At 55.4% G+C, this 26575-nt stretch carries 22 protein-coding genes and 1 tRNA gene; 15 read left to right on the top strand and 8 right to left on the bottom strand.

Annotated elements, in window-relative coordinates; all coding sequences use genetic code 11:
- Positions 1-38: 38 nt before the first annotated feature.
- Together ACZ1HH_RS18095 and ACZ1HH_RS18090 are read left to right on the top strand one after the other, a co-directional pair.
- Positions 39-113 (top strand) — tRNA-Phe (locus ACZ1HH_RS18095).
- Between the two features lie 349 nt (positions 114-462).
- Positions 463-828: a phosphoglycerate kinase gene (locus tag ACZ1HH_RS18090; RefSeq protein WP_472635602.1), complete on the top strand. Its 366-nt coding sequence runs from the start codon at positions 463-465 to the stop codon at positions 826-828.
- 39 nt (positions 829-867) lie between these two features.
- Here ACZ1HH_RS18090 and ACZ1HH_RS18085 read toward each other — a convergent pair whose 3' ends face one another.
- The 3 genes from ACZ1HH_RS18085 to ACZ1HH_RS18075 all read right to left on the bottom strand — a co-directional run bounded on the left by ACZ1HH_RS18085 (position 868) and on the right by ACZ1HH_RS18075 (position 2839).
- On the bottom strand, positions 868-1944 hold the full coding sequence (locus tag ACZ1HH_RS18085; protein ID WP_472635601.1) for a tyrosine-type recombinase/integrase: 1077 nt from the start codon (positions 1942-1944) through the stop codon (positions 868-870).
- 21 nt (positions 1945-1965) lie between these two features.
- The gene (locus tag ACZ1HH_RS18080) at positions 1966-2205 is read right to left on the bottom strand and encodes a helix-turn-helix transcriptional regulator (RefSeq protein ID WP_472635600.1); all 240 of its coding nucleotides are present in this window, start codon (positions 2203-2205) and stop codon (positions 1966-1968) included.
- Between the two features lie 442 nt (positions 2206-2647).
- Positions 2648-2839: a hypothetical protein gene (locus tag ACZ1HH_RS18075; protein WP_472635599.1), complete on the bottom strand. Its 192-nt coding sequence runs from the start codon at positions 2837-2839 to the stop codon at positions 2648-2650.
- A 314-nt stretch (positions 2840-3153) separates the two neighbouring features.
- Here ACZ1HH_RS18075 and ACZ1HH_RS18070 point away from each other — a divergent pair, with 314 nt between their 5' ends.
- From ACZ1HH_RS18070 to ACZ1HH_RS18040, 7 genes are all read left to right on the top strand, one after another.
- The gene (locus tag ACZ1HH_RS18070; RefSeq protein ID WP_472635598.1) at positions 3154-3456 is read left to right on the top strand and encodes a hypothetical protein; all 303 of its coding nucleotides are present in this window, start codon (positions 3154-3156) and stop codon (positions 3454-3456) included.
- A 23-nt stretch (positions 3457-3479) separates the two neighbouring features.
- Positions 3480-3713, top strand: coding sequence for a hypothetical protein (locus ACZ1HH_RS18065; protein ID WP_472635597.1), 234 nt, complete (start codon positions 3480-3482; stop codon positions 3711-3713).
- A gap of 146 nt (positions 3714-3859) precedes the next feature.
- Complete coding sequence (locus ACZ1HH_RS18060) at positions 3860-4795, top strand: tyrosine-type recombinase/integrase (protein ID WP_472635596.1); 936 nt, start codon at positions 3860-3862, stop codon at positions 4793-4795.
- Between the two features lie 56 nt (positions 4796-4851).
- Positions 4852-5262, top strand: a complete 411-nt coding sequence (gene tnpA, locus ACZ1HH_RS18055; RefSeq protein ID WP_472635111.1) for an IS66-like element accessory protein TnpA — start codon at positions 4852-4854, stop codon at positions 5260-5262.
- Entirely contained in the window at positions 5256-5609 is a 354-nt protein-coding gene (tnpB, locus tag ACZ1HH_RS18050) for an IS66 family insertion sequence element accessory protein TnpB (RefSeq protein ID WP_168595277.1), read from the top strand. The genes tnpA and tnpB overlap by 7 nt, the downstream gene beginning before the upstream one ends.
- A gap of 54 nt (positions 5610-5663) precedes the next feature.
- Positions 5664-7208, top strand: a complete 1545-nt coding sequence (gene tnpC, locus ACZ1HH_RS18045; protein WP_168610441.1) for an IS66 family transposase — start codon at positions 5664-5666, stop codon at positions 7206-7208.
- A gap of 41 nt (positions 7209-7249) precedes the next feature.
- On the top strand, positions 7250-7465 hold the full coding sequence (locus tag ACZ1HH_RS18040) for a hypothetical protein (protein ID WP_487320476.1): 216 nt from the start codon (positions 7250-7252) through the stop codon (positions 7463-7465).
- On the opposite strand, the gene ACZ1HH_RS18035 is transcribed toward ACZ1HH_RS18040, so the two are convergent.
- The 5 genes from ACZ1HH_RS18035 to ACZ1HH_RS18015 all read right to left on the bottom strand — a co-directional run bounded on the left by ACZ1HH_RS18035 (position 7462) and on the right by ACZ1HH_RS18015 (position 12987).
- Entirely contained in the window at positions 7462-9435 is a 1974-nt protein-coding gene (locus ACZ1HH_RS18035) for a DUF3732 domain-containing protein (RefSeq protein WP_472635593.1), read from the bottom strand. The two genes, ACZ1HH_RS18040 and ACZ1HH_RS18035, sit on opposite strands and share 4 nt — an antisense overlap.
- Positions 9435-9935 (bottom strand): three component ABC system middle component, encoded by a 501-nt coding sequence (locus ACZ1HH_RS18030; RefSeq protein WP_472635592.1) that lies wholly within the window; start codon positions 9933-9935, stop codon positions 9435-9437. Before ACZ1HH_RS18030 ends, ACZ1HH_RS18035 begins: the two co-directional genes overlap by 1 nt.
- Positions 9935-11110: an ABC-three component system protein gene (locus tag ACZ1HH_RS18025; protein ID WP_472635591.1), complete on the bottom strand. Its 1176-nt coding sequence runs from the start codon at positions 11108-11110 to the stop codon at positions 9935-9937. Before ACZ1HH_RS18025 ends, ACZ1HH_RS18030 begins: the two co-directional genes overlap by 1 nt.
- A 151-nt stretch (positions 11111-11261) precedes the next feature.
- A complete protein-coding gene (locus ACZ1HH_RS18020; RefSeq protein ID WP_472635590.1) occupies positions 11262-12176 on the bottom strand; it encodes a nucleotidyl transferase AbiEii/AbiGii toxin family protein in 915 nt (304 codons plus the stop codon).
- Entirely contained in the window at positions 12166-12987 is an 822-nt protein-coding gene (locus ACZ1HH_RS18015) for a type IV toxin-antitoxin system AbiEi family antitoxin domain-containing protein (protein WP_472635589.1), read from the bottom strand. Before ACZ1HH_RS18015 ends, ACZ1HH_RS18020 begins: the two co-directional genes overlap by 11 nt.
- Before the next feature lie 407 nt (positions 12988-13394).
- Between ACZ1HH_RS18015 and ACZ1HH_RS18010 the strand changes: the two genes are divergently transcribed.
- The 6 genes from ACZ1HH_RS18010 to brxL are packed head-to-tail and all read left to right on the top strand — an operon-like array spanning position 13395 to position 26556.
- Positions 13395-14180 carry a DUF1819 family protein gene (locus ACZ1HH_RS18010; protein WP_487320475.1) on the top strand — a complete coding sequence of 262 codons (786 nt, stop codon included), beginning with the start codon at positions 13395-13397 and terminating at the stop codon, positions 14178-14180.
- Positions 14177-14749, top strand: a complete 573-nt coding sequence (locus ACZ1HH_RS18005; protein ID WP_472635587.1) for a DUF1788 domain-containing protein — start codon at positions 14177-14179, stop codon at positions 14747-14749. Before ACZ1HH_RS18010 ends, ACZ1HH_RS18005 begins: the two co-directional genes overlap by 4 nt.
- Before the next feature lie 15 nt (positions 14750-14764).
- On the top strand, positions 14765-18379 hold the full coding sequence (gene brxC / locus ACZ1HH_RS18000) for a BREX system P-loop protein BrxC (RefSeq protein ID WP_472635586.1): 3615 nt from the start codon (positions 14765-14767) through the stop codon (positions 18377-18379).
- 14 nt (positions 18380-18393) lie between these two features.
- Positions 18394-21921: a BREX-1 system adenine-specific DNA-methyltransferase PglX gene (gene pglX / locus ACZ1HH_RS17995; RefSeq protein ID WP_472635585.1), complete on the top strand. Its 3528-nt coding sequence runs from the start codon at positions 18394-18396 to the stop codon at positions 21919-21921.
- Entirely contained in the window at positions 21921-24521 is a 2601-nt protein-coding gene (gene pglZ / locus ACZ1HH_RS17990) for a BREX-1 system phosphatase PglZ type A (RefSeq protein WP_472635584.1), read from the top strand. The genes pglX and pglZ overlap by 1 nt, the downstream gene beginning before the upstream one ends.
- On the top strand, positions 24511-26556 hold the full coding sequence (gene brxL / locus ACZ1HH_RS17985; RefSeq protein ID WP_472635583.1) for a protease Lon-related BREX system protein BrxL: 2046 nt from the start codon (positions 24511-24513) through the stop codon (positions 26554-26556). Before pglZ ends, brxL begins: the two co-directional genes overlap by 11 nt.
- Positions 26557-26575 lie beyond the last annotated feature (19 nt).

The raw sequence follows: 26575 nt of genomic DNA, 5'->3' as shown, positions 1-26575 counted from the left end.
CATAGAACGCCCACACCCAAGGCGAGACGCCTTCCCGTGCCCGGGTAGCTCAGGGGTAGAGCAGTGGATTGAAAATCCTCGTGTCGGTGGTTCGATTCCGCCCCCGGGCACCATTCATCACCCTAGATGTAATGAAATCAGCGCTTTAAGAGACAGATTTGTCCCACCGCCGTCCGGCATGGGCAAAAGTGGGACCTTTTTGTTCGCGCTCTGTGCTTGAAGACACCATTGTCTTGGCCGTCGGCCATCCTCCCCATCTTCGCTGTCAATGCCTTTCGCTCTCTTGTTTATCGCCCTTGAGTTGATCGTCCGCGACCTTGCCAGCGGTCGCGTGGCCTTCAATGTCCGGCCCGCACCATCCGCCAATGCGGACCGTGTGGGACATGAAGCCCCCGCTTCTCCCGCCGTCTTTCCGGGGCGCGTCCATCAAGGACGCCAACCCAAGAGAGAAAGGAAAAGACAATGGGACTTGATATGTATGCAATGGTGACTGACGAGCAGTTCGACAGCGAGGTGGATTTCAAGCCGGAGCGGCCCACCGAACTGCACTACTGGCGCAAGCATCCGAACCTTCACGGCTGGATGGAACAGCTCTACTTCGACAAAGGCGGCAATGCTGACAGCTTCAACTGCGTCTGCGTGGCGCTGACAGAGGCCGATCTGGATCGCCTGGAAGCCGATATCAAAGAGGTTGGCTTACCGCCTACGCGCGGGTTCTTCTTCGGTGCCTCCGATGGCACGGAGACCGAAGACGATCTGGCCTTCGTCGCGAAAGCACGCGAGAGGATCAAGAGCGGCTACACAGTCTTCTATGACTCGTGGTGGTAGTGATTCCGCCGAAGCGGTCGAAAGCCGCTTCGGCAGGTTTCAACCCTTGTCGCGAGACAAATGCTTCATGCCGGATGCTGCTAGCACCTTCTGGCGGGCAGCACGGGTATAGCGCGAGGCTTCCTTCATCGTGCTCCAGCCGAAGATCGCCATGAGCTGACGCTCGGTCGCGCCATTTTCAGCCGCAAGCGCTGCACCAGCCTTGCGAAGACCATGTGCCGAGCAGTGCTTGAGCCCTGCCGCGTCGCATTGTTTGCGAAACCAGTTGCCGAACCCGTTCGAGGTGAACGGTTTACCGAAAGCCGTCACCAGAAAAGCAAGGTTGCCCGTCGGCGTTGCATCGATCACGGCTTCTAGTTCCGGCAGGACGGGGATCGATAGCGTAACTGGTTTTCGGCTACGGTTCTTTTGCTGCGTCAGCGTCAGCCAGCCATCCTTGATGTGCTGGGGACCGAGCCGCACGACATCTGAACGGCGCTGTCCGGTGTAGAGCAGAAGCGCGAGCGCGAGCCGTGCCTTCGAGCCAAGCGCATGATGCTGCTCAAACTGCGCAACTTCTTCCATCGTCCAGGAGTGAAAGCCATCGCTCGCCGAGCGGATATAAGGTACGTCTCGTGCGGGATTGCGATCGGCGAACTCATACTCGACGGCGAAGTTGAAGATTTGCCGCAGAGCTTTGACGACGCCGTTGGCCGCTTCCGGCGTGTCTGCCCTGTCATCGCGCATCTTGCGCACATGACGCGCTTCAAGCAGCGCGTACGGGTTCTTGCCGTTCTTCTCGCAGACGCCATCGAGAATGCGGCGGCGGACATATTGAGTGCGCGGTGCCAGGCGCTTGAATTCCGCGGAAGCGAAGTGTTGCTCGCAGAGCCATTTGAACGTGCCCTTGTTGCCACGCCGGTCGAGCGCAGGCGCTTGCAGCTTGTCCGGCGCGTCATGCAGAGCTCTGCGATATTCATCCAGAAATTCCTGCGTGCCGGGCTGGCTCTTAAGCCTTACCTTCGGCTGACCGGGCTTGCGCAGGTAAACGCGCACATTGCCATGGCGGTCGGTGTCTTCGACCACGTGTTTCAGGCGAAAACTGCCTGTGCCATCTCTCATTCTGAATGTCGGCATCGCTCTATGCCCTCTATTGCATCAATCATCCCATGGGTTGTCTTGAACGGTCTCTCCATCAGGAATCAGCTCGAAGGCCTGGTCAAGCCTTATCCTGTCCCAAACCGTTCGGCTGTTGATCCGCTTTGGTGGCGGCATCCGGCCATCGTTCACCAGAATGTCAAAGAGCGAAGGCGATACGCCGACATAGGCGGCGGCCTCCACACGGGAAAGGCCGCGCGGCGCCAGAGAATGGGGAAGTATGTTTTTGCTTTTGACCATCTTGCCCCGGAATATGGAGCAAGACCTGCCTTGGCGCGCGGACACAAGCTGGACAAGGTAAGCCTCGTCAATTTGGTGAGAGTGTTCTCATGAGCGCTGCGAGCGTTTCGCGTGCAGCCATGGCGCGCAAGACAGGATCGCGGATTTCGAGATTCTGTCTGAGCCGCGTGCAGTGTTCCGGCCGAGTCATGTGCCTCTCCAGAAAGCGCAGCGCCTGGCTGACTTCTTCACTACGCGCGTCCTCGTTCGCGCAACGTAAGATTGCATCGTTGAGGATCGATACAGCATCGCGGATGAGCCGCTGATGGGAAGTGCCATCAGCCGAATGCCCAAAATAAGCTACCTTATCTATATCGCTAGAAGAGAACATTATAAGAACATATTCGAGATTCGGTGACGGAGCAACAAAATCCCTCACCCAAGATCAGGTGAGGGATGAGCCTTAGATTGTGGGCGTGTTCGCCGAGCGTTGGGCGATGGCGCGGCTGATCTTCTCGATGCTGGCGATTGCGTTGCGGCGATCCACGCTTCCGGCTTCGCTTGCAACCATCTCTTCGTGAGCCTTGCGGAACAACGTTCGGAGTTCTGGGATGCTGCGTCCGTCCAGAGCTGCGGCTGTAAATATCTTTGACATGGTAATCTCCTTGTCTGTCGTAGTTGACCCCGACCACCGGGACCTTTCGCCGTTCCCCCACATCATCATCGGCAGGGAGAAGGTTCCCGTGGACGGCAGGTCGAGCGGAGGCAGACAAGCGGGACGCCATACAGAAAAGAGATCAGCTTAGATCATCGGCGCAGGTAGCCCAGATGCGAAGTGACTGTTTCAGGTCATGAAAGATTGTCGGAAGATGGCTTGGAGAGCCGTTTTCGCGAGCGCAGCATAGATAAAATGCAAGATAAATTTAACGAAATACTAAGGACGGACTGCCAAGCTTAAAGAATATTTAGATGATTTTTTTAGGGCTTTTGATGACGAGAAAATATCCGGGCAAGCCATCACCGTATCTGACGGTGGATTACTCCCGATTGGGCACAATATCGCTGGACGAGTTCCGGCAAGCGATCCTAACCGATCTCCATGTTCTGGAGGACGTGCACAACGTCCAGTTCATCACCGCACCGCTGCTAAGGGTCCAAGTCACCGATGAGTTTGGTGATCCGCACTCTGTGCGCAATCTCGGTGACGGCAAGCCCATCTACCGTATGCATACACGTCATTTTCGGCCGTCCTGTTGGGGCTACGAGCCGTAGGGCGATGCAGGAAGGAGGGCATTATGGAGCCGCCATGCTATCTGCGTATCGATCAAGTAAGAACACTTTTGGCCGAGATGGGCATCGAACTATCCGAACGCCAGATCAAGCGGGCTGCTGACCCTGATCCCAATGGCAAGCGGAAACTACCATTCTTTGTCGATCCGATAGACGGGCGACTAAAGATCGAAAAAGGGACGCTTGTACGAATTTATCGTGAAGTGCAAATAGATGCTGAAAATAATTCCAAGATTTGATAGCGTGGAGAACTTTTCAAGAACAACAATTGCAATCAATAATGTCAGATATAAGAAAAAGGACAGGTAAAAAGGGCACGACGTACCAAGTCAGATACCCAAATAGCGCAGCTAAGACAGGCTACGCTTACAAGACGTTCCGAACGATGAAGGAAGCGCGGGCGTTTAGTGAAACGTTGGGAATGCGCCCTAACGCACCGGTCGATACATCCATCAGGACAGTCCCGCAGGCAATCGATCGATGGCTAGAGATTTGCTTCAAGGAAGGTCGCGATGGCCGCGATCCTGTAACGCCATACACTCACAAAATCTATTCCTACCGTGCCGATATCATGAAGGCTTATGATTGGGAGAAAGACCTGCACGAACTGCAGACGCCAGATGTCGTCAAGTTTCGGTCCTGGCTCTTGCGAGATTATACACGAGATCAAGCCAAGAAAGTGATGTCGTCCTTCCATTCCGTCGTGAAGGAAATGGCGTTGCGGGGCCACGTAGCAAGCAATGTTGCCAGCGGAGTCAGTGTCCGGTCCGACTCACGTTACGACAAGCCGATTGAGCTCCCGAGCGCAAACGATATTGCTGCGTTGCTAGCTGCCGCTGACCGTCTTGCAAACTCTTCTAACCGACAGACTGCGAGAACATGGGAACGCTATCGACCCATCCTTTATCTTGCAGCAGACAGTGGGATGCGCCCGCAGGAATATGTCGCGCTTGCGCGCCGCAACATCACAGATGGCGGTGTATTGGTAGACCGCGCTTTGGAACGCGGCGAAGCGCGAATCTCAGTGACAAAGACGCCCGCCGGTAGGCGGTTCATCGATCTGACGCCGGATGTCTTCGATATGGTTCGGCACTACGCTGATCACATCGCAGTCGATGGAAAGTATGATCTTGCCTTCCCGACGAAGTCAGGAAGATGGCTGACGCCCGATCATTGGCGCAAGCGCGGGTTCTATACAGCTTGCATTGAAGCTGGGCTCGTCGTGGAAGAGACCGTCGATGGGAGGATAGTGCAAAAGCCGAAGTTCAAACCGTATGATCTGCGGCATTTCAGTAAGCGCTGTCCCGGCCCCACGTTGTAGCGCCTATCCCGTACTGCGAGATCTTGCACATCTCACAGTGGGGAGTGCGTTTCGCAATGTGCACTACAAATTCGTTTCTCAAATCGTTGGGCGTGGAGATCTACGCGTCGGGTCACCGGCGGTGGCCGGATGAAGCCAAGGCCCGGGCAGTGGCGGATACGCTCGAACCGGGCGCGACAGTGAATGGCGTGGCGGCGCGGTATGGAGTCTTGCCAAACCAGCTGTCGGCCTGGCGCCGGTTGGCGAAGCAGGGGAAGCTGGTGTTGCCAGCAGCGGAGCTGGACGAACCGGTCTTCGCCCCGCTGGTAGTCTGCGATGTGCCGGAGGTGCTGCCGGAACCGGACATGGCGGCACCGAAAGAGGTGATCCGGATCGTCTCAGGCGAAGTCAGGATCGAGCTGGCGCCCGGCACGCCCGCGACCCGGATCGCCGAGATCGCGCATGCGCTCGGGACCTCGCCATGCTGATGCCCTCACAGGGCCTCCGGATTTTGGTTGCGACAAAACCGGTGGACTTCCGCAAAGGCCATGACGGCCTGGCAGCGCTCGTGCAGTCGACGCTTGCCGAGGATCCGTTCACGGGCACGGTCTTCGTGTTCCGGTCGAAGCGCGCCGACCGGTTGAAGATCCTGTTCTGGGACGGCAGCGGACTCGTGATGGCCTACAAACGGCTGGAAGAAAACACCTTCACTTGGCCCGCGATCCGCGATGGGGCAATGACCCTGAACCGGGCGCAGTTCGAGGCCCTGTTTGCCGGTTTGGACTGGCGCAGGGTTCGATCTCTGGAGGTGCGCCGACCGGCTGTGGCAGAGTGACTCAGCCTATTGAATAACCGGGCATTGGCGCCCCGGGCCCGGTATAATCCAGCCATGCCCGACGCCCCGCCCATCGACCTGTCCGCGATCCCTGAGAGCCAGCGCGCCGCCGTTCTGGCGGTGCTGCAGGAAAACGGCGCCCTGAAGGAAGCCAACCGGCGGCTCGAGCATCTCGTGGCCGAGTTGAACCATGTCGTGCATGGCAAACGGTCCGAGAAGCTGAGTGATGACGACCGGCAGCTTGCCTTCGAAGACCTGGAAACCGCCGTCGCCGAGGTCGAGACCCGCAGGGAGCAGGCCGCCCCCTCCACCCAGACCCCGCGCGCGACACGGCAGCGCAATCTCGGCCATCTGCCCGCGGACCTGCCGCGCATCGAGCGTGTCATCGAACCGGCGAGCCTTGAGTGTCCTTGCGGCTGCGGCCGCATGCACCAGATCGGCGAGGATCGGACCGAACGTCTGGACATCGTGCCTGCGCAGCTTCGTGTGCTGGTCGACATCCGGCCGAAGTATGCCTGCCGCATTTGCTCGGACGGGGTCACCCAGGCGCCCGCCGCGCCGCGGCTGATCGAGGGCGGTCTGCCGACCGAGGGCGCCATCGCTCATGTGCTGGTCTCGAAGTTCGCGGACCACCTGCCGTTCTACCGCCAAGGCCAGATCCTGGCGCGCTCCGGCATCCAAGTCGACCGCAGCACCCTGGCGGACTGGGCAGGCACCGCCGCCTTCCACCTCGGCCCCGTGGTCGACCGGCTGGCGGAACACATCAAGTCCTCCGGAAAGCTGTTCATGGATGAGACCACGGCTCCGGTCCTCGACCCCGGACGCGGCCGAACCAAGACCGGCTACCTCTGGGCCCTGGCCCGCGATGATCGCGGATGGGGCGGAGAAGACCCGCCCGGTGTCGTCTTCACCTACCAGCCCAGCCGCGCCGGCGCCCACGCGGAACAGATCCTTCAGGGCTTCGACGGTATCCTGCAGCTCGACGGCTACACCGGTTATGACCGGCTGACGCGCCCGTCCCGCAAGGGCGGCGCGCCGATCACGGTGGCCCACTGCTGGGCGCATGCGCGGCGCAAGCTGAAGGAGGTCTTCGACCGCGACGGCTCGGAAATCGCCGCCGAGGGCCTGCGCCGGATCGCTGAGCTCTACCGCATCGAGGCCGAGATCCGGGGCATGGGCCCGGGCCAACGTCTGTCGGCCCGTCAGGCCCGCAGCGCGCCCCTCGTGGCCGAGTTCGGTGATTGGCTGCAGGCACAGCGTCTGCGTATCTCGGCCAAGTCGCGCCTCGGCGAGAAGCTGACCTACATCCACCGCCAGTGGGGCGGCCTGCAGACCTTCCTCCACGACGGCCGCGTCGAGATGGACTCCAACGCCGTCGAAAACCTGATCCGCCCGATCGCCCTGACAAGAAAGAACGCACTCTTCGCCGGCCACGACGAGGGCGGCCGCACCTGGGCCCGCATCGCCTCCCTGATAGCCACCGCGAAGATCAACGGCGTCGCGCCCTTTGCCTATTTGAAGGCGACCCTGGAAGCCATCGCCGCCGGTCACCCGGCCAGCAGGATCGACGAGCTGCTACCTTGGAACTTCACCCCGTAAAGCTGAACAGGCGTGGGGTGGCGACAGCGCTTACAGATCTCTTGCGCACCGACCCGCGTCTTCTTGAAGAACGCGCCTTCCAGGATGAATTCAATCACGAGGCGGCCGGTGATCATCACTACGACGATGATGATCGTGGCGGTGATGATGATGACGACGGTCAAAAGAAGAAGCGGAACTGGAAGCAGCGCGCGAAAGACAAAGGCCTGAAGCAAGGGCGCGAGCGTGGCGGTTATGGGTACCGGCGCGGGAATTAAGGCCGGTTGTTGTCTTCGCTACCTTCAAGCCATTCGATTGGAACCAACTTCTTGCCGTCACGCCACTCTTCAACCAAGACGGTGTTTTCAACGCCGCCCCAGACGTTGCGATCTGCATGGTCGAGTAGAATGACTTGGAAGTTGCCTTTGGCCGTTTGCGTCTCGCGGCTAACAGCGAGGAAGACTTTACGGACGGCCTCAATGTCTTCGTCTCGCCAGTCTGGATCAACCTCTTCCGAGTGACTTCCTTTCGGGAAATAAACTTGGCTTGGTTGATCGTAGATGATGAAGTTTGGCACCGGGTGCGCAGGGGTCTTCATGAAAAAACGCTGCAATGCCAGCGTTACCGAGATGTGGTAGGCAAGCCAGTTCGCGCCGCTTCCGATTTCCCACAGATAGTCGTCCCGCGTATCGTGGACTATCTTTATGGTCAGGTCGGGTACTACCAACTGTATTGGCGCATCTGGCCACTCTGCATCCAAAGTTGGCAATATTTGCCCGGCTATCGTTTCAACAGTGGAAAGTGAAGCGCGTAGCCTCTCTTGGATCATTCTCTCAGAGACTATTGCCCGATACCTACGAACTTGTTCGCGAAGACTATTCACCTCTTCGGTTAGCTCAGCATCTTCACCCGATCGCTCATACAAGCTGATCGCCTGTTCCAGGCGTCCAAGATACCTTTCGATTTGATCTGCACGGTAAATCTCAGCGCGAGCTTCAGTTGATCGGCGCTCTAAATCGCCAATCTTTGCCCGAATTTCGTTGAGCCGGGCAATGCTCTCCTCCGCGTGCGTTCGAAGCCGCAACTGTTCGCGGTCCATTTTGTCAGTAACGGTTGTACGAGACTGGATTTCGAGCTCTAGGCCCTCCAGCGCCTCGCACAGCGCATCAAGGTGCTCTCTTCCTTCCGGAGCAATTGCCGTAAGCGCGTCTTGTGAATCGTTGCCCAATTCTCTCAACCATGTCGAGACAGCAAGCCGATCACGTTGAATATGTAGAGCGCCGCCATAAGCCTGACTGCTGTCAACTAACCGGTTTATTTCTAAAAGACGTTGGCGGAACCGGGACAACGCTAGGGCTTCTTCGCTCTCTTGCTCCCGCAAGCCGTCCAGTTCGCCCAGAACGCCTTCTATTGATTCGAGTGAAGGTCGAGCAACGCGGTAGCTTGCTTCAGAAAGTGTTCGCAACGCATCCAGCATGTCCGGCCAAGTATCAGGAAGCGCGTAGTCCGTTTCGAGTAGCCCAAGTTCTTTCCCCTGCTGCAGCCACAGTTCGGCCTCACCGACCCAAGATTCCACCGACGCATTCACAGCTTTCAGAGCTGCCTCTTTTTGCCTTAGTAGTCTATGCAAACGGTCAAGTTCCCACCTCGCTTCCAGTACCTCCTGCGTCACCGCGTTCAGCACGTACGGGAAGATCGCTTTTAGTTTTTCTCGATGTTCGGTGGTATCGGCTTTGAAGAAGAGTACGTCCGGGTTCGCAACAATATTTTGAGGCTGGAAGGTGAATGCCATCAAATCCCGAAACCCGGTTCTTTTCCCCGCGTAGCCCTCTGAGCTAGGCTCCATTCCTAAAGAAGAAAGGCCAGCCAGCCTGTTAAGCTGACGCTTCACCTGATCGGTGTTCGAATTTTTCTGAGAAATTCTTTGGGGCACCTCGATAGTGGCGCCCTCTAGAACGAACATATCCCCCGTTTGCTTCTGATCTCCCGGTTCGCGTCGCGCCAGAAGCTTTTCACCTTCGGCTGTACTCACGACAATTCCAAACCACTCACAGCTTTCGCGGATAGTGCCGACTGGGATGGCGCATTTATCTGCGCATAGACAGTAATCGATGATTGGGATCACGGCTGATTTGCCAGTTTTCGACGCGCCGCTAATCACATTTACCTTGCCAGCTTCGAATTCAATAATTCGAGGGCTGTGGTTTGCGCGCGGCCAAAGCACCAATTTTGTTATTTGAAATTGCATTATGCCTCTACTCTCAGAGCGTGAAAAATTTCAACAGGCCTCAGAGCTGAAAACCACGTTCCCAGCTTTGCCGCTCCCTTTGCATGATCCTGAATCCTTTCCGGCAACTTTGGTCTGGGCAAGTCATGCGCACGTACCTTGGCGTTTTCATAGTCTATTGATAAGAGGCCCGAGCTTTCGCCGTATGCTAGTGAGCTCAGCGTCAAACGCTTTAGCTTCAAGCTTCGCTCATGAATGGCGAACAGCTCTTCTCGTTCGTCGGCGAGCTTCTCGCAAAGCTTGCCCAGACCCGAGCTGGCATAGGTGCGCTTTACTAGATCAAGAGTAGGCCGGTGTAGGCATAGTGGCAGAATCAAGAAAGTCAGTAGATAATGGCTGGACTCGGCAGAAAAGTTACCTTGGAACGATCGGCCATACTCCCAAATCAACAACGCGCCCAAAGCTGGATTTTGTACCCGCTCAATCTCGGAAAGGTAGGCATTTGGCTCGAATTCAGTCATCATTTATCCTTGGTCAGCAGAGCCTTGAAGTTAGGGTGCCACCCGATTTCACTACGGTCGGCGAGTGAGTTCAGGCTCCCCGGCAGAAAGTGCAGCGGTACTACCCGACCTTCGAGCGGAATTTGTTCCGTGGCACAGCATTTTGTGTATAGCAAAAGCCCCTTTTCCACATCGTTCAGGGCCTTCTGCGTAATGTTGAGCTCCGTCTTCAGGTTACTATGGCGGCGGCGCAACGCGTCATCGTAGTCGTCCATGCTTCCCTCGAACACGACGCCGGATTCCGCCCATTTAGTGCGGTCACCTGTAGCCTGCAGGTAATCACTGGTCGCACGTGTTTTTGTTTCAACGTCTGCTTCAACAAGATCGAGTTGGCGCACAAACACGGGCGCTTTGGCAATGGTTGACCCAACCGCCTCTTCGCTAGGGGCTTCGGAAAAGGACTGCAAAAACCTCTCGGGGTCATAGGCCGAAATAAAGGCATGGAACCGTTTCCTAAAATTCGCGGCTTTGATAATCGCTGGTTGTCCCGCCCTGATCAGCGCATCTACTTCTCGTTTTGCGTCGCCGATGCCATGTTTGATAGCGGCCTCCATGATTTCTGGGCGCAGCGTGGCATCAAGGTGGGCTTCGATTGGAGTAAGCGGGCTCTCGTCTGTATTTATAAGTATAAAATTTCGAAGGAGACTCCTAAGAGCATCGGGATCACTGGACAGAACCTTTTCCAAATAAGGTTCACACTCTGGCGCACTGCCTAGTTTTTGTCGTTTTTTCTTAATCACCTCCAGAATGGAATCTATTTCTTTGTCGCTCTTTGTATCGCTTAGCTTCGCGGCAAAACCGGCTTTTTTGACTGGCGTTACGTATAGTTGAAAGACTGTCTTCGCTGCATCTAGGTGGCCCGCTTCGATATTCTCGATCCAGTTTGCCAAGGTTTTCCAGAAATCGACGGCCCAGTTCGAAATTGGGTTACCTGATAAGGCGCTCTTGCATTGTTCCGCAATTCGGACATGCCCAGAAGCGTGTACGGAGACATCGTCTACATACTCAAGTCCGGCGCTTTCCTCAGGATCGCAGGTAATCAGGTGGTGGAAGAGGCGAACGGGTTGAAGCGCGAAGCCAAGATATTGGCCCGGCGCGCTACCCTTCACTTTCGTTTTTGTCATCGTTTCGTTCAACTTGCCACCTGTCCCTGAAAGACTTCACTTGCGTATGTCTTGCATAGTTTGTCTCTGGTAATCCTAACGCCCTGAATTCATTCTGTGAACACTCTACGAAAGGTTGTCCACGGCTCGGTGGCCTATCGTACGCGGGCCGACAAAAGGGTATTTAGAAGAGTGCTTCAAGCTCTTCGCGCAGGGCGGCGTGCTTTTGAGGATTATTGGCGATTAACTTCTTGAGATTAAACAATTTCCACTTCACTGCAGGAAGATCGGCAGCCTGGGGACGGTTAATCGCCTCAAAGTCGGGGGCGGCATCATGCAGGCCCCGGAGGAAACGCTTGGCATTATCATCTAAGCGGCACCGGATATCTGCGATCAGTTGTTCGCGCGCTTCCTGAAGTTCGTCGAGGGCAACGTGCGTTTTGGTCATGCCCTCGAATTCCTTGGCATAGGGCTGGTCGAGATCGATCAGGTTCGGGTTCAACAGTTCATGTGCTGGGCGCCCAGAGCTCGCAATGTAAATCAGGAATGTGCGAAACAGATCGTCCGTCAGGCCTTCATTCTCGTAGAGTAACTTAATATCATAGAGGTCTCGCGGATGTTGGCGGTCGAGAGCCGCGTGTAGCTTCCCACCGAACAAATCTTCGAATGAGACGATTTGCATCTCCGCGTACCCGAATGCTTCCTCTACAGCCTCGGAGACGGGAAGGGTTTCAGGTTCGTGGACAACACCACGTGTCACGGGCGAGGTCTCGATCTTGATCTCCGCACCGTTCAAGCGAGCCAGGACACGAGTGGCGCCGCCCCCGCCGCCTTGGATTCGCTGCGCGTTTGCTCCTGTGATGCCGTCTTGGATGGCGGCAGCGATGCGATCCATCGCTTCATTGATCTCAGTCAGGCTTTCGGCGCGGTCTTTAATTGGCAGGTAAGTCAGGTCGATATCGACCGACAAGCGCGGCAGATCACGGTAGAACAAATTGATTGCCGTGCCTCCCTTGAGTGCGAATACTTCTTCTTTTGCGACATACGGGAGTATGCGCACGAGCAGCGCGACCTGGGCTTTATAAATGTCACGCGCCATCGCTGGCCTCCATGCTTACAAATTCTTCCGGCACCATGATCCGGTAGCGTGGGTGTATCTTGCCACCCTTGACCAGAGCGCGGTCGCCGCTGCCGAGGTTGAATTCTTCCGGATCGAGACGCTTGCGCCAGGCGTGGTTGTGGCGGTCGGCGAAGACGAAGAAGAGGCGCTTCACTTTGATCTTCTTGCAACTGTGAAGCAGCGCTGACAGCGTTCGCGGGCGCAGCGTGGTCAGGCTTTGAAACACCATGTCGAGGTTATGGAAGCTCTCGTGGTCAGGCAGTTCGTTTATCGCTTCCATGATCGCCCGCTCAGGGGATGACATCTTGAGCTTCCAGTCCCACGGGAGGGTGGTGCTGGCGTCAGTCTCGTCTTTGGTTAGGCCGAGGGACGGATCGGCGAACAGCGAGGTGCTGCGGGTTTCTAATGGTGCGTTCAGTGGCAGTTTGGCGAGCCAGTTCGGTATGGTATCGCCATAGACCCAGACAGGGGCGTTGCTGCCAAGGCGCAAATAGTGGTCGTAGCCTTGCTGGCCGAGGGCAGTCGTACCGCCGACATGGACGTCATAGCCCATGATGTGCTGCAATGAGAGCAGGCAGGTCTTCCAGTCGAGTGTGTTGGCTTTCGAGGCGTTCGGTGCAGGGCGGCGGAAGACGCCGCGATGGACGCGGTCTAGCCAGCCGCGTTTGACGTAGTCGCGGAACGTCTCATAGGTGACGCCGTGGTCAGTGAGCCATGCCGCATCGACCAGATACCCTGCAGGCACTGCTTCAAGAACTTTCTTCAGATTTTGCGATCTTTCGGTGTCCATGACGCCTATAATGACATATTTTTAAAGAGCACGCCACAATTCTCTTTAAGAAAGTCTGCTTTTCAGCGTCCTTGGCGCTGCAATTAAGGGTTTTGTAAAGGCGAAGGACTGTTCTGGGCCTTACCAGCAAAGCAGGGCGGGCGTTGGTGCCTGCTGCGCCCTCGCCGCCGCACCCCCATCAGCAAGTGAGGGGTGACGGACGGCTCCGGCGAAGCAGGGCGGCAAGTGCCGGAAAAATATTGATAAATTTGCTACACAAATGTGTATCCATTGGCTACACTGCTATCCGATGAAAGATGTAGGGTTTCGCATTAGGGTGCAGCGCGAGCTGCGCGAAAGCTTTCTTGAGGCCTGCAAAGCGGAAGACAAGCCAGCCGCGCAGGTGCTTAGAGAATTTATGCGAGCCTATGTTCGCGATCATAACAATACAGAGGGAGCGGATGCAGACGCAGTGCCAAGTGGAGAAGGGGCAAGCGGTACAGGGGCTGGCGGACAAGACGTTGCACCACGGCGATAGCCAGTCGCTGACCCTTGAGGCTGTGTCATCCCGAATGCCCGCGCGCAAGGCTGCGACCGCTGCCGAAAGTGGACCGATGAAGAAGTCAAAGTACAAAGCCGATATCGCGGGGGGCTCGTTAAAGCTCCAAGAGAGCCGCATTGTCGCTGGGCTCCTGCTGGATGAAGTTTCAGCGGAGGAATGGCGCTATGCAATTGAAGACAAAAATGTCCTGCAGAAGCGCTCGCCCGGCACAGCGATGCGTCAAGCGTCGCTCCTAAGGGCGAGGCTTCAAACCATGGGACCGGGGCTGTGGCAGATTGTCCAAGAGGGATCGAAAGAAGCTGCGACCCACGCTCTCTTCGCGGCTGCAATCAAGCATAGCGCAATTTTGGCGGCCTTCCTGGACCGCGTTGTCAGGGAGCAATTTCGCACCTTTAAGCACGACCTGCCGCGCAAGCTCTGGCTCGAATTCGTTGAGCATCTACGAAATGAGGACGAGGCCATGCCAGTCTGGAACGATGCTACAACCAACAAGCTCGGTGACAGCATCTTCCAAATTTTGAAGGAGGTCGGGTTCATCACCGACACGAAGACCTACCGTTTGCAACCGGTACAGATGTCGTCCGAGGTTCTCGCCTACCTGCGGGATCATGATGAGAGATACGTCATCGAGAGAATGCAGGTGGCGTTATGACTGACCTCGACGAGCGCCTTAACAAGATTCTAGACCGTGTCACCTCTGATGACTTTCTTTCTGGGCGCAAACTGTCAGGGGAAATCCCATTCTACGCGTTCGACTACGACCCTAAAGAGGAACTTGCCGTTCGTGAGCATATCAATTTCGTCCTTTCCCAGATCGCTAAGAGGCGACCCGAGCTGCGCGTTCAGCACGTGAACCTGTGGGAGCTTGTCGTAGACTACCTGAAAGATCGAAAGCTTTATGATCGAGCGGTTGAGATGCAGCGGGCCAAGGGCGGCGGTGCAGCCCTAAAAGCGCTCAAAGCACCGCTGGACGCCTCTAAGCTGGCGAAAGCACTCGTCGAGAAGGCACCGCCTGTAGATCAAGACCTGATCATTGTGTCAGGTGTTGGCGCTGCGTACCCGCTAGTTCGTACCCACAACCTCCTGAACAACCTGCACTCGCTTATGGGGGGCACGCCATTGGTGCTATTCTACCCCGGCAAATATGACGGCCAGAGCCTGCGGTTGTTTGGCCTCCTGAAAGACAACCCGTATTACCGCGCCTTCCGGCTGGTGGACTGAGAAGAGAAGTAAGATATGCAAGTAAAGTCCCTTTTTGAAAGACCTATCGACAGACCTATCAACGGTGTGATCAAGGCCGAGCAATTTGATGCTGAATCCGTCTGGCAGGAGCTTGAAGAGTATGTCGTCACCAAAGAACTCGACGTTCATCTTAGAAAATTCTTCGAATCGTATCTGAACGCGATCGACAATTCGCGCGATCCCGACATCGCAAGCAAGGTGGGCGTTTGGGTTTCCGGTTTTTTTGGCTCGGGTAAATCCCATTTCATTAAGATTCTTTCCTACCTTCTCGAAAACCGTGAAGTCACCAAGGATGGGCAGACCAGGCAGGCCATCGATTTCTTTAAGGACAAGATTCAAGACGCCATGCTGGCAGCGGATATTAAGCGCGCCGTCAGCAGCAATATCGATGTAATCTTGTTCAACATCGATAGTAAGGCCAGCAATGCCGACGGGCGGGACGTGATCCTCCGCGTGTTCTTGAAGGTCTTCAATGAGCGACTGGGCTATTGCGGAGACCACCCGCATATCGCGCACATGGAGCGCTACCTCGATAAGAAGGGTGAGTTCCAGTCTTTCAAAGACGCTCTGAAGGCTGAGCATGGCCTCGTCTGGGAAGATGAGCGCGATGCTTATCAGTTCCATTCGGATGCGTTGGCAGATGCGCTCTCCAAGGCGCTCGGCGAGGACATTAAAGACGCTGATGCCTGGCTCGAAAGGTTCGAGCAGGATTTCTCCCTCTCGGTTGAGAGCTTTTCCAAATGGGTCAAGGAGTACCTAGACAGCCAAGGTCCAGACCACCGTATCATTTTCCTCGTCGATGAGATTGGACAGTTCATCGGTCAGGACACTCACCTGATGCTCAACCTGCAAACGATCACCGAGAACCTCGGAACGACTTGCGGTGGACGTGCTTGGGTATGCGTGACGTCGCAAGAAGACATGGATGCTGTGCTCGGCGAGTTGCGTGCATCCAAGTCCAATGACTTCTCCAAGATTCAAGGACGTTTCAAAACGCGCTTGTCTTTGTCGGGCGCGAACGCGGACGAAGTCATTCAGAAGAGGCTTCTCTCCAAGGTGGAACTGGCCAAGGAAGAGCTGGGCAAGGTTTACGACCAGAAGGCCGATATCCTCAAGAACCAGCTCAGTTTCAAGAACGTTGGCATGACCTTTAAGCCCTATGCCGACAAAGATGACTTCGTCGATGTGTATCCGTTCGCGCCGTACCAGTTCCAACTGGTCCAGAAAATCTTCGACAGCAGCCGCCGCTATGGTGCTACCGGCCTTCATCTTGCAAAGGGCGAGCGCTCGATGCTGGACGCCTTCCAGACAGGCGCGATGGATGTGGCGAACGAAGAAATCGGCGTTCTAGTGCCACTGTACCGTTTTTATCCTGCCATCGAGAGCTTCCTCGAAGGCGTAGTGCGCAGAGCGATTGAAAGCGTCAAGAGCAACCCCAATCTCGAAGAGTTCGACGAAAACGTTCTCAAGACGCTTTTCCTCATTCGCTACGTTGATGAGATCACCGGCAACGTCGATAATCTCGTAACGCTCTTCGTCGATGAAATTGACGCTGATCGCCTAGAGTTGCGCAAAAAGATCGAGGCCAGCCTGCAACGCCTGGAGAAAGAGACGCTCGTCAATCGTAATGGCGAAGACTACTTCTTCCTGACCAACGAAGAACGCGACATCAGCCGCGAAATCAAAGATGTCGATCTCGGGTCGGGTGAGGAAACCAAGCTCCTCGGCGACATCATCTTCGATGAAGTGCTTGGCACCCTGCGCAAGTACCGTTACCCCGAAAACAATAAGGATTTCGGGATTTCGCGGCTTGTGGACTTGCATCCCTATGGCAGCCGCAGTGAAGGCGATCTGGTAATCTCGGTCATCACGCCGCTTTCCGATGAGTACGACGCTTTCGGCGATGCTCGGTGTATTACTCAAAGTACAGCCGATGATGGCCAGGTCGTGATCCGCGTCGATGATGACAAGGCGCTTGCCAGAGAGCTGCGCACCTACCTGCAGACCGACAAGTATATCAAGCGGAAGAATGACGGCACCGCGACCCACACAACGCAGAAAATCCTGCGGGAACGTAGTGATGAGAACCGAGAACGCAAAGAGCGCCTGAAGACGATCCTTGAGCGTCTTATGAAGGAGGCGAAATACTATGCGGCTGGTCAGTCCCGTCCCGCACCTTCCGGCTCGGTCGGCGCTGCGGTCGAGGAGGCGCTTGGCTATCTCGTCAAGAATAGCTTCCCCAAACTCAGCTACCTCAAGAACCCTGTCAGCAATCCCCAGGCTGAAATTCGTTCTGTTCTAGCCGCACCGGCGCAAGACGGCCTAGGTCTCGATGGCGGTTCGGTTGCCAACGAGGAAGCGCTCAAGGAAGTTTTGAACTTCGTTTCCCTTAAGAACTCTCAGAATCATAAGGTTGTTCTTTACGATCTGGTTGAAGATCGCTTCGGGCGTCGTCCCTACGGCTGGAACGACTGGGAGACTGTTCTCCTTGTCGTGCGCCTTGTCATGTTGGGCGAGATCAGCCTCGTTAGTGACGGCGACAAAACCCTGACGCCCGACCTGATTTACGGCGCCATTGATGGGCCGAACAAATGGCGTCGGATCAATGTTGTTAAGCGACAGACCGTTGATCGTGGCAGCCTTCAAAAAGCGCGCGGCATCGCCAAGGACGTTTTTGAGGCTATCGCTCCTGACGGCGAAGACGCCTTGAATACGCATATACGTGCGCAGCTTGGCACTTGGCAGGCAGACCTCTCCGGCTGGAAACCACTCGCCGAGACTGGCAATTACCCCGGATCGGCTGGTATCGCTGACAATCTCGGCGTGATCGCGAAGGCACTGAGCATCAATGACAGTTACATGTTCCTGAACCACTTCATAGAATTTCAGGATGACTTCCTCGACGTGGCGGATTCCTACGCGGAGCTTCGCAACTTCTATGAATCCCAGCGACCGACTTGGGAGAAGCTACGAAAGGCTAAGCAGCGTTTTGATCTAAACCGCTATGAGCTTCTGAAGGACACTGATGCAGCACAAGCACTGCAGCGCATGGATAACATTCTTTCCGCCGAGAAACCCTACGGCATGATCAAGGATGCGGTCACGATCATTGGCCGAGTTGAAGAGGTGAATAAGGCGCTCCTTAAGAAGCGTCGTGACCATGCGATTGAGAAGATCGACGAACACCTCGGAAAAGTGAAAGCTGAGCTCGACGAGGCTGGCGCCGCGCCGGAACTTCGGAACCAATGCCTGCATCCGATCCAGACCATACGATCCGGCATTGAAGGTGAAGAGAGTATCGCGCATATCTTCCAGATGCAGACGGCAGCCCGAGACGCTGCCGATGAAGCCTTCATTGCCATCGAGCAAGCTGCGAAAAAGTATGTCCCTGTTCCTCCTGATGGGGGTGGAAAAGCGACGCCACCCGAACCTGACGCTGAGCCACAGGTCAAGAAAGCTCCTGCCAAGAAGCGGCGTATCGTGGAACCCAGCCACATTGCTGGTTCTACATATCTTGAGACCAAGGAAGAGGTTGATACCTTCCTCGAAACCCTTCGCAAGGAGCTCGAAGACGCCATCACTAACAACGAACGCGTCGAAATACGCTAAGAAAGACGAGCAGGATGACGATCAATACTAATGCGCTCAAGACATATGCCCCCAAGGCTCGCAAGGACTTCATTGCGGCCATGGTCGCCCGTGCCGCGAAGTTTGGCATTTCGAAAAAGGAGATAGTCGAGCAGCGAGAGCAGGGCGAAATCGTCATTGTCGGATCAGATGCTCTCCCCAAGAAAGTCGGCGAGCAGCGCAAAAGACTAGCCATCCGCATAAAGCAGAATGGTTTCGAGCAGGCGATGGAATCGGTGGCCTACACTTGGTTCAACCGCTTGGTTGCCATCCGCTACATGGAGCTTCACGGGCTCCTTGAACACGGCTACCGCGTACTTAGCCACCCGTCTGGCAAGGAGCTCCCTGAAATCCTGGAGCACGCCGAGCACCTTGATTTCCCGGGGCTCGACAAGAGCAAGGTTATCGATCTAAAGATCGATGGCACCAAAGATGCCGAGCTCTACCGGATGCTCTTGATCGCTCAGTGCAACGCGCTGCACCGCGCGATGCCGTTCCTGTTCGAGCGCATCGATGACGAGACCGAGCTCCTCCTACCTGACAATCTCCTGCACTCAGATTCCCTGATACGAACACTCGTCGCCGCCATCGACGAGGCGGACTGGCAGGATATCGAGGTCATCGGCTGGCTCTACCAGTTCTACATCTCCGAGAAGAAAGATGAGGTCTTCGCGGGGCTGAAGAAGAACCAGAAGATCACGGCTGACAAGATTCCGGCTGCAACCCAGCTCTTCACCCCGCACTGGATCGTTCGCTACCTAGTCGAGAATTCGCTCGGGCGTCTCTGGCTTCTGAACCGACCAGATTCACGGCTCGCCGAGCGGATGGACTATTACATCGCGCCAGAGGAGCCTGAGACCGACTTTCTGAAGATCGGCAAGCCCGAAGAGATCAAGGTCTGTGACCCAGCCTGCGGTTCCGGGCATATGCTGACCTACGCCTTCGATCTTCTCTACGCGATCTATGAGGAAGAGGGCTATGACCCGAAGGAAATTCCGGCCCTCATCCTCAAGCATAACCTGACTGGCATTGAGATCGATGACCGCGCAGGTGCCCTAGCGGCTTTCGCCTTGGCAATGAAGGCAGCAAACAAACTCGGGCGGCGCCGGTTCCTGCGGATGGACGTCAAGCCCAATGTCGTTGTGCTGCATGATGTCGCCTTCACGCCCGAAGAGATGACAGACGTGCAGGCTGTAGTCGGGCGCGATCTCTTCACAGATGAGTTGCGTGAAACCCTGTCGCAGTTTGAGCAAGCCAAAAACTTCGGTTCGCTGATCGTGCCCAGGCTGCGCGATCCGGCCGAAACATTACGGCTGGTCGAGGCGCGGGACTTCAGCTCTGACCTGCTGCTGAAAGAAGTGCAGGATCGCGTGGTGATGGTTCTGCGCATGGCCGAGGCGCTTTCGCCGAAGTATCACGTGGTGGTGGCCAACCCGCCGTATATGGGCGGTACAGGAATGAATTCAGAGCTTAGAGGCTTTTTGAGGTGTCATTTCAAGGACACGTCCAATGATCTCTATGCTGCATTTATGTGGCGCCTTGTACAACTCGTGAGGGAGCACGGAATCTCCGGGATGATGACACCGTTCACCTGGATGTACCTGACGTCTTTCGAGAAACTCCGCAAGCGGCTTGTCGAAGAGATGGACTTATTAAGCCTAGTAAAGCCCCAGTATCATACTCTATTTGACAGCGCAGCTGTTCCAATCTCGGCTTACTGCATCGCTCGCCATGCACCCCGAGAGCAAGCGTCAACCTTCTTCGATCTTGAGCAATTCAAACGCCGAGAAGATCAAGCCCCTCGTTTGAGGCAAGCGATTGAAGATCAATCATTACCTTGGCGGTTCGACTTGCCGACCAAGAGACTTAAGGCCATACCCGGCACTCCAGTAGCATTTAGCTTGAGTCCCAATGCGTTTGCTGACTTCGAGACAATGGCCCCACTTTCTGAAGAAGCAAAGCCAATGGTCGGCCTCCAAACGGGAGATAACTCACGGTTTATTAGGCTCTGGCACGAAGTTTCCAAGGCCAATTTTCGAAATTCGAAGGGCGGTAGTGGCGATTGGATACCTTATTGTAAAGGTGGAGATTACAGGCGCTGGTATGGAAACCGCAGCCAGGTCGTTTTTTGGAAAGATGATGGGGCAGAAATAAAGTCTCATCCGAGTGCCGTCGTAAGGAACTGGAAGCACTATTTCCGTGAAGGAATAACTTATACGAATATTAGCTCATCCTTCTTTGCTGCTCGCTACACAGACGATGTTGGTATTTTTGATCAAAAAGGAAGTATGATTTTTCCTGATGATATTCAGAATACACGCTACTTTTTGGCGCTAATGTTATCTTCCGCCGTGTCTTATTTTTTGAAGGTTCTCAGTCCTACAATGGACTTCAATCCGGGAACTTTGGCCAACTTGCCAATTCCTTCAAGCGTTCCAAACTTCGGTTCCCGACCTGTTCAAAAGATGATCGACAGTTCCAAGTCTGACTGGGACTCCTACGAAACTTCTTGGGATTTTGCCTCGCTGCCGTTGCTCGCACCGGAACTCAAGGCCGACACGTTGGAAGTCAGCTATAAACTAGTCCGCGCCCAATGGCAGGGCATGACCGACGAGATGCAAAGGTTGGAGGAAGAGAACAATCGCATCTTTATCGACGCTTATGGTTTGCAGGACGAGCTAACGCCTGAGGTGCCGATTGAGGAGATCACGCTCACCTGCAACCCGGCCTATCGCTATGGCGTGAAGGGCACGGAAGTGGAGCGGGAGGAGCGTCTGCGCTCCGACACGATGAAGGAGCTGATCTCTTACGCCATCGGCTGCATGATGGGGCGCTACAGCCTCGCAGAGCCCGGTCTCATCTATGCGAATGCTGGGAACGAAGACTTTGATGCGTCGCGCTATGGCGACTTCCCGGCAGATGATGACGGCATCGTGCCGATCACCGAAGTTGAGTGGTTCGACGATGATGCCGCGCTGCGGTTCGAGGAGTTCCTGAAGGTCGCTTGGTTGCCCGAAACTCTGCGAGAGAACCTTCGTTTTGTCGCTGAGGGCCTGGCCGCCACTGGTGGCAACGATCCGCAGAGGTCGATCCGAAACTACATTTCGAAAAGCTTCTTCAAGGATCATATGCAAACCTACAAGAAGCGCCCGATCTATTGGCTCTTCTCCAGTGGTAAGCTGAAGGCTTTCGAGTGCTTGGTTTATCTCCATCGCTATAATGAGGGCACCCTGTCGCGAATGCGGATGGAATACGTGACGCCACTGCAAAGCCGCATGGCTGCACGGATTGATAGTCTTAACGATGATATCGCCGCGGCGTCGTCTTCTGCCGCCCGCACAAAGGCACAAAAGGAAAAAGACCTCATGATGAAGCAGCTTGAAGAGCTGCGCGCCTTCGATGAGGAACTACGGCACTTTGCAGATCAACGCATTTCTCTCGATCTCGATGACGGCGTGAAGGTCAATTACGGCAAGTTCGGAAACCTCCTTGCTGAGCGCAAAGCCATTACAGGGGAGAAGTAATGGATAGCGCGCAGATCAAATCGAACCTAGAACGTCTTTTCGCAAAAGGTGCGCGCGTCGTGTTTTGGCGCGACGAAGATGGTGAGTTCGAAGAGATGCTGTCGTCACTGAAGATCGATGGGGTCGAGTTGCGCCATATTGGTGAAGAGCCTGCGCTGGCGCTGAAGTCAGAGCTGGAGCTCGAAAGCCCAGACGTACCGTTCCTTCTATATGAGAAGGGTCGTGTGCCTGATCCTGAAATGGACTGGCTTCTCGACGTGCGCTTCTATGCGGAACCCTTTGCTGCTGATCGTTCGACCATGATCTTGCGCGAGCTCGGTATTCTGGAGCAGGCGCTTAGGGATCACGTCGCAGCGCGCGGCAAGTTCTTTGCGAGCAAGGAACGTCTCGCGAAAGCGCAGAAGTTCATTGAACCCTCTGATGATGCCGCTGCAATCGACCGTGCTTTGATGGCAGCCATATTGCGTACAGAGCAGACAGACATATTCTCCTTGGTTCGGGCGCTTCTTCATACCATCGACCACGACAATCTTGATGCGACGCCGACAACATGGCTGGAAATCGAGAAGTACGACTTGGCAGACAGTTTATGGACCCAGGTACGCGATACCTTTGGATTTGATGAGGCAGAGCCTAGTCTCAAGTCCTTCCTGATGCGCTTGCTGATTACTGATTTCGCGCGCAGCCTCGATGGCGCGTGTCCGAAGGCGCTCGCTCATCTTGTATTGCCGAGCAAAGGGGCTTCCAACGCCGTCGTTTGTGTCGGGCAATGGCGTGATAGTGCAAGGCTGCACGAAAGCTATGATGCGCTATCCGCGGCCGTCGCTGAACTCGTCAAGCTTGGAGACCACCTTGGCGATCTTGATATCGATGAAGTGGCGGAAGCTCGCACCTTCTTGCTCACCGAGAAGTACATCGCTAGTCGTCTGCGCGACAGGATCATCGATACGGCTGAGACGATCAATCTTGAGGCAATCCGAGACATCGTCACTAGACGGCAGAACGGTTACTGGGCGAATAGCAGACTGCCGTCGAGCCACAATGCACCTCGACTGGCGCTTGACCAGGTCTATACCGCACTGATGTCCGCCGCTGAGTTCCTTGATTTGCGCGGCAAATACCCGACAGGCTTTAATTTCAAAGACGGAAAAGCATTCTTTGATGCCTATGTTGGCGAGCTCTATCAGTTCGATCAGCTCTATCGTCATTTCTGCGACGCCGCTGATTCAGCGGAAGCCGAGGGCTGGGATATTCTTAAGGCGCTGCGCGACAAGATCGAAGATGCCTATGGCAACTGGTATCTTGGTCATCTCGCAGTACGTTGGGGTGAAGCTCTCGATGGGGGTGGCTTGCTGGATACGTGGCGACTCCCAGCGGTGGATAGCCAACAGCACTTCTTCAAGCGGAATCTGCAGCCAAGACTTGATGAGGCAGATGACCGTCGCGTCTACGTCGTCATCAGTGATGCTTTCCGCTACGAAGCGGCGCAGGAACTTCTGCAGGAACTGAACGGGCGCTATCGATTTTCAGCGACACTCAAGCCGCAACTAGGGGTTCTGCCGTCGTACACTGGTCTTGGGATGGCAAGTCTTCTTCCGCACAAGACACTGAGCTACACCGATGCGGGCGCTGTGATGGCGGACGATATGCCGACGAGTGGTCTCGCCAACCGACAGAAAATTCTCGCCAAGGTGGATGGTACGGCTATCAAGGCTGACGACTTCATGGCGATGAGCAAGACTGTCGGCCGTGAGTTCATCAAGCCCTATAGAGTCATCTATATCTATCACAACCAGATCGATCAGACGGCTGACACCGGCAACGAGGAAAAGACCTTCGCGGCGGTTCGCAACACGATCGCCGAACTCGGGAATATCGTTGCTAGGATCGTCAATACGCTGAACGGCAACTACGTCGTCGTGACGGCGGACCACGGTTTCCTGTTCCAGGAGAGTGCACCAACAGAGAGCGACAAGAATCCCATCACAGACAAGCCGTCGGGCACTGTAATCAGTAAAAAGCGCTACCTCCTTGGGAAGGCGCTGTCCCACCATGCAGGCGCGTATCATGGAAAGACCAGCGTTACGGCCTCGGCGAATGGTGACATGGAATTTTGGGTGCCTCGCGGCACAAACCGCTTCCACTTCGTTGGCGGTTCACGATTTATTCATGGCGGAGCCATGCCGCAAGAAATTGCCGTGCCTGTCATCCAGATCACGCAGTTAAAAGGTAAGAGCGCGGTTAAGACGCGCACAAGAAGCGTGGGGATCAGCTTGCTCGGATCGAGCCTGAAGATCACGACGAGCCGCTACCGCTTCAAGTTCATCCAGACAGAGGCCGTGTCAGAGCGCATCAAGCCGCTTAAGGTGAGGGTGGCAATCTACGATGGCGAAGACCCTGTCACCAATGTCGAGACGCTTTCTTTCGACAACGATTCAAGTGACATGAACGAGTGGCGCAAGGAGGTCTGGCTGACCCTTGCCAGTCGAACCTTCGACAAGAAGCGCCGCTACCAACTAATTGCCCGCAACGCCGAGACAGACGTCGAGGAGGTGCGGATGGACGTAACCATAGACCTGGCATTCGATAATGACTTCTGAACTAACAATTGATGTGGGGCTAGATGAGCAACTGAACCGGAATTTTGCGGGCAAGGTCGTTCGGAAAGACCTGACCAAACTCCTTAAAGAAGGGGCGAACGTCCCCGTCTATGTCCTTGAGTACCTGCTCGGGATGTACTGCGCCTCGGATGATGACGAGATCATTCAGGAGGGCCTGAAGACTGTAAAGAAGGTGCTCGCCGAGAACTACGTGCGCCCCGACGAGGCCGAAAAGATCAAATCGAAGATCAAAGAACGCGGAAGCTTCAAGGTCATCGACAAGGTCACCGTCAGGCTCAATGAAAAGCGCGACATCTATGAAGCACTGCTTTCAAACCTTGGCATCAAGGATGCCGAAGTGTCAGCTAATGACGTGAAGCGCTTCGAAAAGCTGCTCGTAGGCGGCATCTGGTGCATCGTCACTGTTCATTACTACCATGAAGAAGGCCAGAAGGGTTCGCCGTTCACCATCGGTGACCTGAAGCCGATCCAGATGCCCAACATGGACATGCAGGAGTTCTTCGAAGGACGGATGGCTTTTAGCGAAGAAGAGTGGATCAACGTTTTGCTCCGCTCGACGGGCATGGAGCCGACGGTGCTAGACGAGCGCGTGCGGTGGCACTTGCTCGCGCGAATGATCCCCTTCGTCGAGAACAACTACAATGTCTGTGAGCTAGGGCCTCGCGGCACAGGCAAAAGCCACATCTACAAAGAGTGTAGCCCGAATAGCATTCTGATTTCGGGTGGCCAGACTACCGTTGCGAACCTGTTCTACAACATGAGCCGCCGCCAGGTCGGTCTTGTCGGGATGTGGGATTTGGTCGCTTTCGACGAGGTAGCTGGCATCTCCTTCAAGGACAAAGACGGCGTACAGATCATGAAGGACTATATGGCGTCCGGATCCTTTGCACGTGGTCGTGACGCGATTTCGGCGTCAGCCAGTATGGTCTTCGTCGGAAACATCAACCAGCCGGTCGATACGCTCGTGAAGACCAGCCACCTGCTTGCGCCTTTCCCCGAGGCGATGATCGACTCTGCGTTCTTTGATCGCTTCCACGCCTATATTCCAGGGTGGGAAGTGCCTAAGATGCGGCCTGAATTCTTCACAAACCGCTATGGGCTGATCACCGACTACCTGGCTGAGTTTATGCGCGAGATGCGAAAGCGCACCTTCGCGGACGCCATCGACCAGTTCTTCAAGCTCGGAAACAATCTCAATCAACGCGATACCATCGCCGTGCGCAGGACGGTGTCGGGTCTGCTGAAGCTCCTCTACCCACATGGCGACTATGATAAGGAAGCCGTACGTCGTTGCCTCGAATACGCACTTGAGACGCGTCGCCGTGTGAAAGAGCAGCTCAAGAAAATCGGTGGCATGGAATTCTATGACGTTCACTTCTCATACATTGATAACGAAAACCGAGAAGAGCACTTCGTAGCCGTGCCCGAGCAGGGTGGCGGAAACCTGATCCCTGAAGGTCCACTGAAGCCTGGTGTCTTGCACACTGTCGCTACCGGCAGCTCGGGACACCTCGGCCTATATCGACTCGAGACGCAAACGACAGCAGGCAACGGCAAGCTAACGACTTCAGGGCTTGGCTCGAACGCTGCGGCAAAGGAGGCTCTTCGCGTCGCGTTCGACTATTTCAAGGCCAACATCTCTCGTGTCAGTGGGAGCACGAAAGCAGGTGATCATGACTTCCATGTTCACTCGGTCGAGCTTCAGAATACGGGGCCAACCAAAACAATGACACTCAGCGGCTTCATCGCCTTTTGCTCTGGCGTCATGCAGAAGCCACTGCAAGGACAGCTCGTCGTTCTTGGTGATATGAGCCTGGGCGGAAATATCGTTCCTGTAGAAAATCTTGCCGAATGCCTACAGGTTGCCTTCGACAGTGGGGCCAAGCGTATCCTGCTGCCTATGGCAAGCGTGGGCGATATCCCGACGATTCCGGGTGAGTTATTCGCGAAATTCCAAACGTCATTCTATAGCGATCCTGTCGATGCGGCATTCAAGGCGCTCGGTGTGGAGTAGAGCTTCGTCATTTAAGGGG

The organism is Epibacterium sp. HA2-3 (assembly GCF_055693725.2).
Note: the sequence above shows the minus strand (reverse complement) of the source record. Positions and strands in the feature narration are given on the sequence as shown.

What these genes read in the sequence shown, in the direction of transcription:
- ACZ1HH_RS18090 (WP_472635602.1), top strand. Translation starts at nt 463, where the DNA reads ATGGGACTTGATATGTATGCAATGGTGACTGACGAGCAGTTCGACAGC.
- ACZ1HH_RS18085 (WP_472635601.1), bottom strand. Translation starts at nt 1,944, where the DNA reads ATGCCGACATTCAGAATGAGAGATGGCACAGGCAGTTTTCGCCTGAAA.
- ACZ1HH_RS18080 (WP_472635600.1), bottom strand. Translation starts at nt 2,205, where the DNA reads ATGGTCAAAAGCAAAAACATACTTCCCCATTCTCTGGCGCCGCGCGGC.
- ACZ1HH_RS18075 (WP_472635599.1), bottom strand. Translation starts at nt 2,839, where the DNA reads ATGTCAAAGATATTTACAGCCGCAGCTCTGGACGGACGCAGCATCCCA.
- ACZ1HH_RS18070 (WP_472635598.1), top strand. Translation starts at nt 3,154, where the DNA reads ATGATTTTTTTAGGGCTTTTGATGACGAGAAAATATCCGGGCAAGCCA.
- ACZ1HH_RS18065 (WP_472635597.1), top strand. Translation starts at nt 3,480, where the DNA reads ATGGAGCCGCCATGCTATCTGCGTATCGATCAAGTAAGAACACTTTTG.
- ACZ1HH_RS18060 (WP_472635596.1), top strand. Translation starts at nt 3,860, where the DNA reads ATGAAGGAAGCGCGGGCGTTTAGTGAAACGTTGGGAATGCGCCCTAAC.
- tnpA (WP_472635111.1), top strand. Translation starts at nt 4,852, where the DNA reads ATGTGCACTACAAATTCGTTTCTCAAATCGTTGGGCGTGGAGATCTAC.
- tnpB (WP_168595277.1), top strand. Translation starts at nt 5,256, where the DNA reads ATGCTGATGCCCTCACAGGGCCTCCGGATTTTGGTTGCGACAAAACCG.
- tnpC (WP_168610441.1), top strand. Translation starts at nt 5,664, where the DNA reads ATGCCCGACGCCCCGCCCATCGACCTGTCCGCGATCCCTGAGAGCCAG.
- ACZ1HH_RS18035 (WP_472635593.1), bottom strand. Translation starts at nt 9,435, where the DNA reads ATGCAATTTCAAATAACAAAATTGGTGCTTTGGCCGCGCGCAAACCAC.
- ACZ1HH_RS18030 (WP_472635592.1), bottom strand. Translation starts at nt 9,935, where the DNA reads ATGACTGAATTCGAGCCAAATGCCTACCTTTCCGAGATTGAGCGGGTA.
- ACZ1HH_RS18020 (WP_472635590.1), bottom strand. Translation starts at nt 12,176, where the DNA reads ATGGCGCGTGACATTTATAAAGCCCAGGTCGCGCTGCTCGTGCGCATA.
- ACZ1HH_RS18015 (WP_472635589.1), bottom strand. Translation starts at nt 12,987, where the DNA reads ATGGACACCGAAAGATCGCAAAATCTGAAGAAAGTTCTTGAAGCAGTG.
- ACZ1HH_RS18010 (WP_487320475.1), top strand. Translation starts at nt 13,395, where the DNA reads ATGTTCGCGATCATAACAATACAGAGGGAGCGGATGCAGACGCAGTGC.
- ACZ1HH_RS18005 (WP_472635587.1), top strand. Translation starts at nt 14,177, where the DNA reads ATGACTGACCTCGACGAGCGCCTTAACAAGATTCTAGACCGTGTCACC.
- brxC (WP_472635586.1), top strand. Translation starts at nt 14,765, where the DNA reads ATGCAAGTAAAGTCCCTTTTTGAAAGACCTATCGACAGACCTATCAAC.
- pglX (WP_472635585.1), top strand. Translation starts at nt 18,394, where the DNA reads ATGACGATCAATACTAATGCGCTCAAGACATATGCCCCCAAGGCTCGC.
- pglZ (WP_472635584.1), top strand. Translation starts at nt 21,921, where the DNA reads ATGGATAGCGCGCAGATCAAATCGAACCTAGAACGTCTTTTCGCAAAA.
- brxL (WP_472635583.1), top strand. Translation starts at nt 24,511, where the DNA reads ATGACTTCTGAACTAACAATTGATGTGGGGCTAGATGAGCAACTGAAC.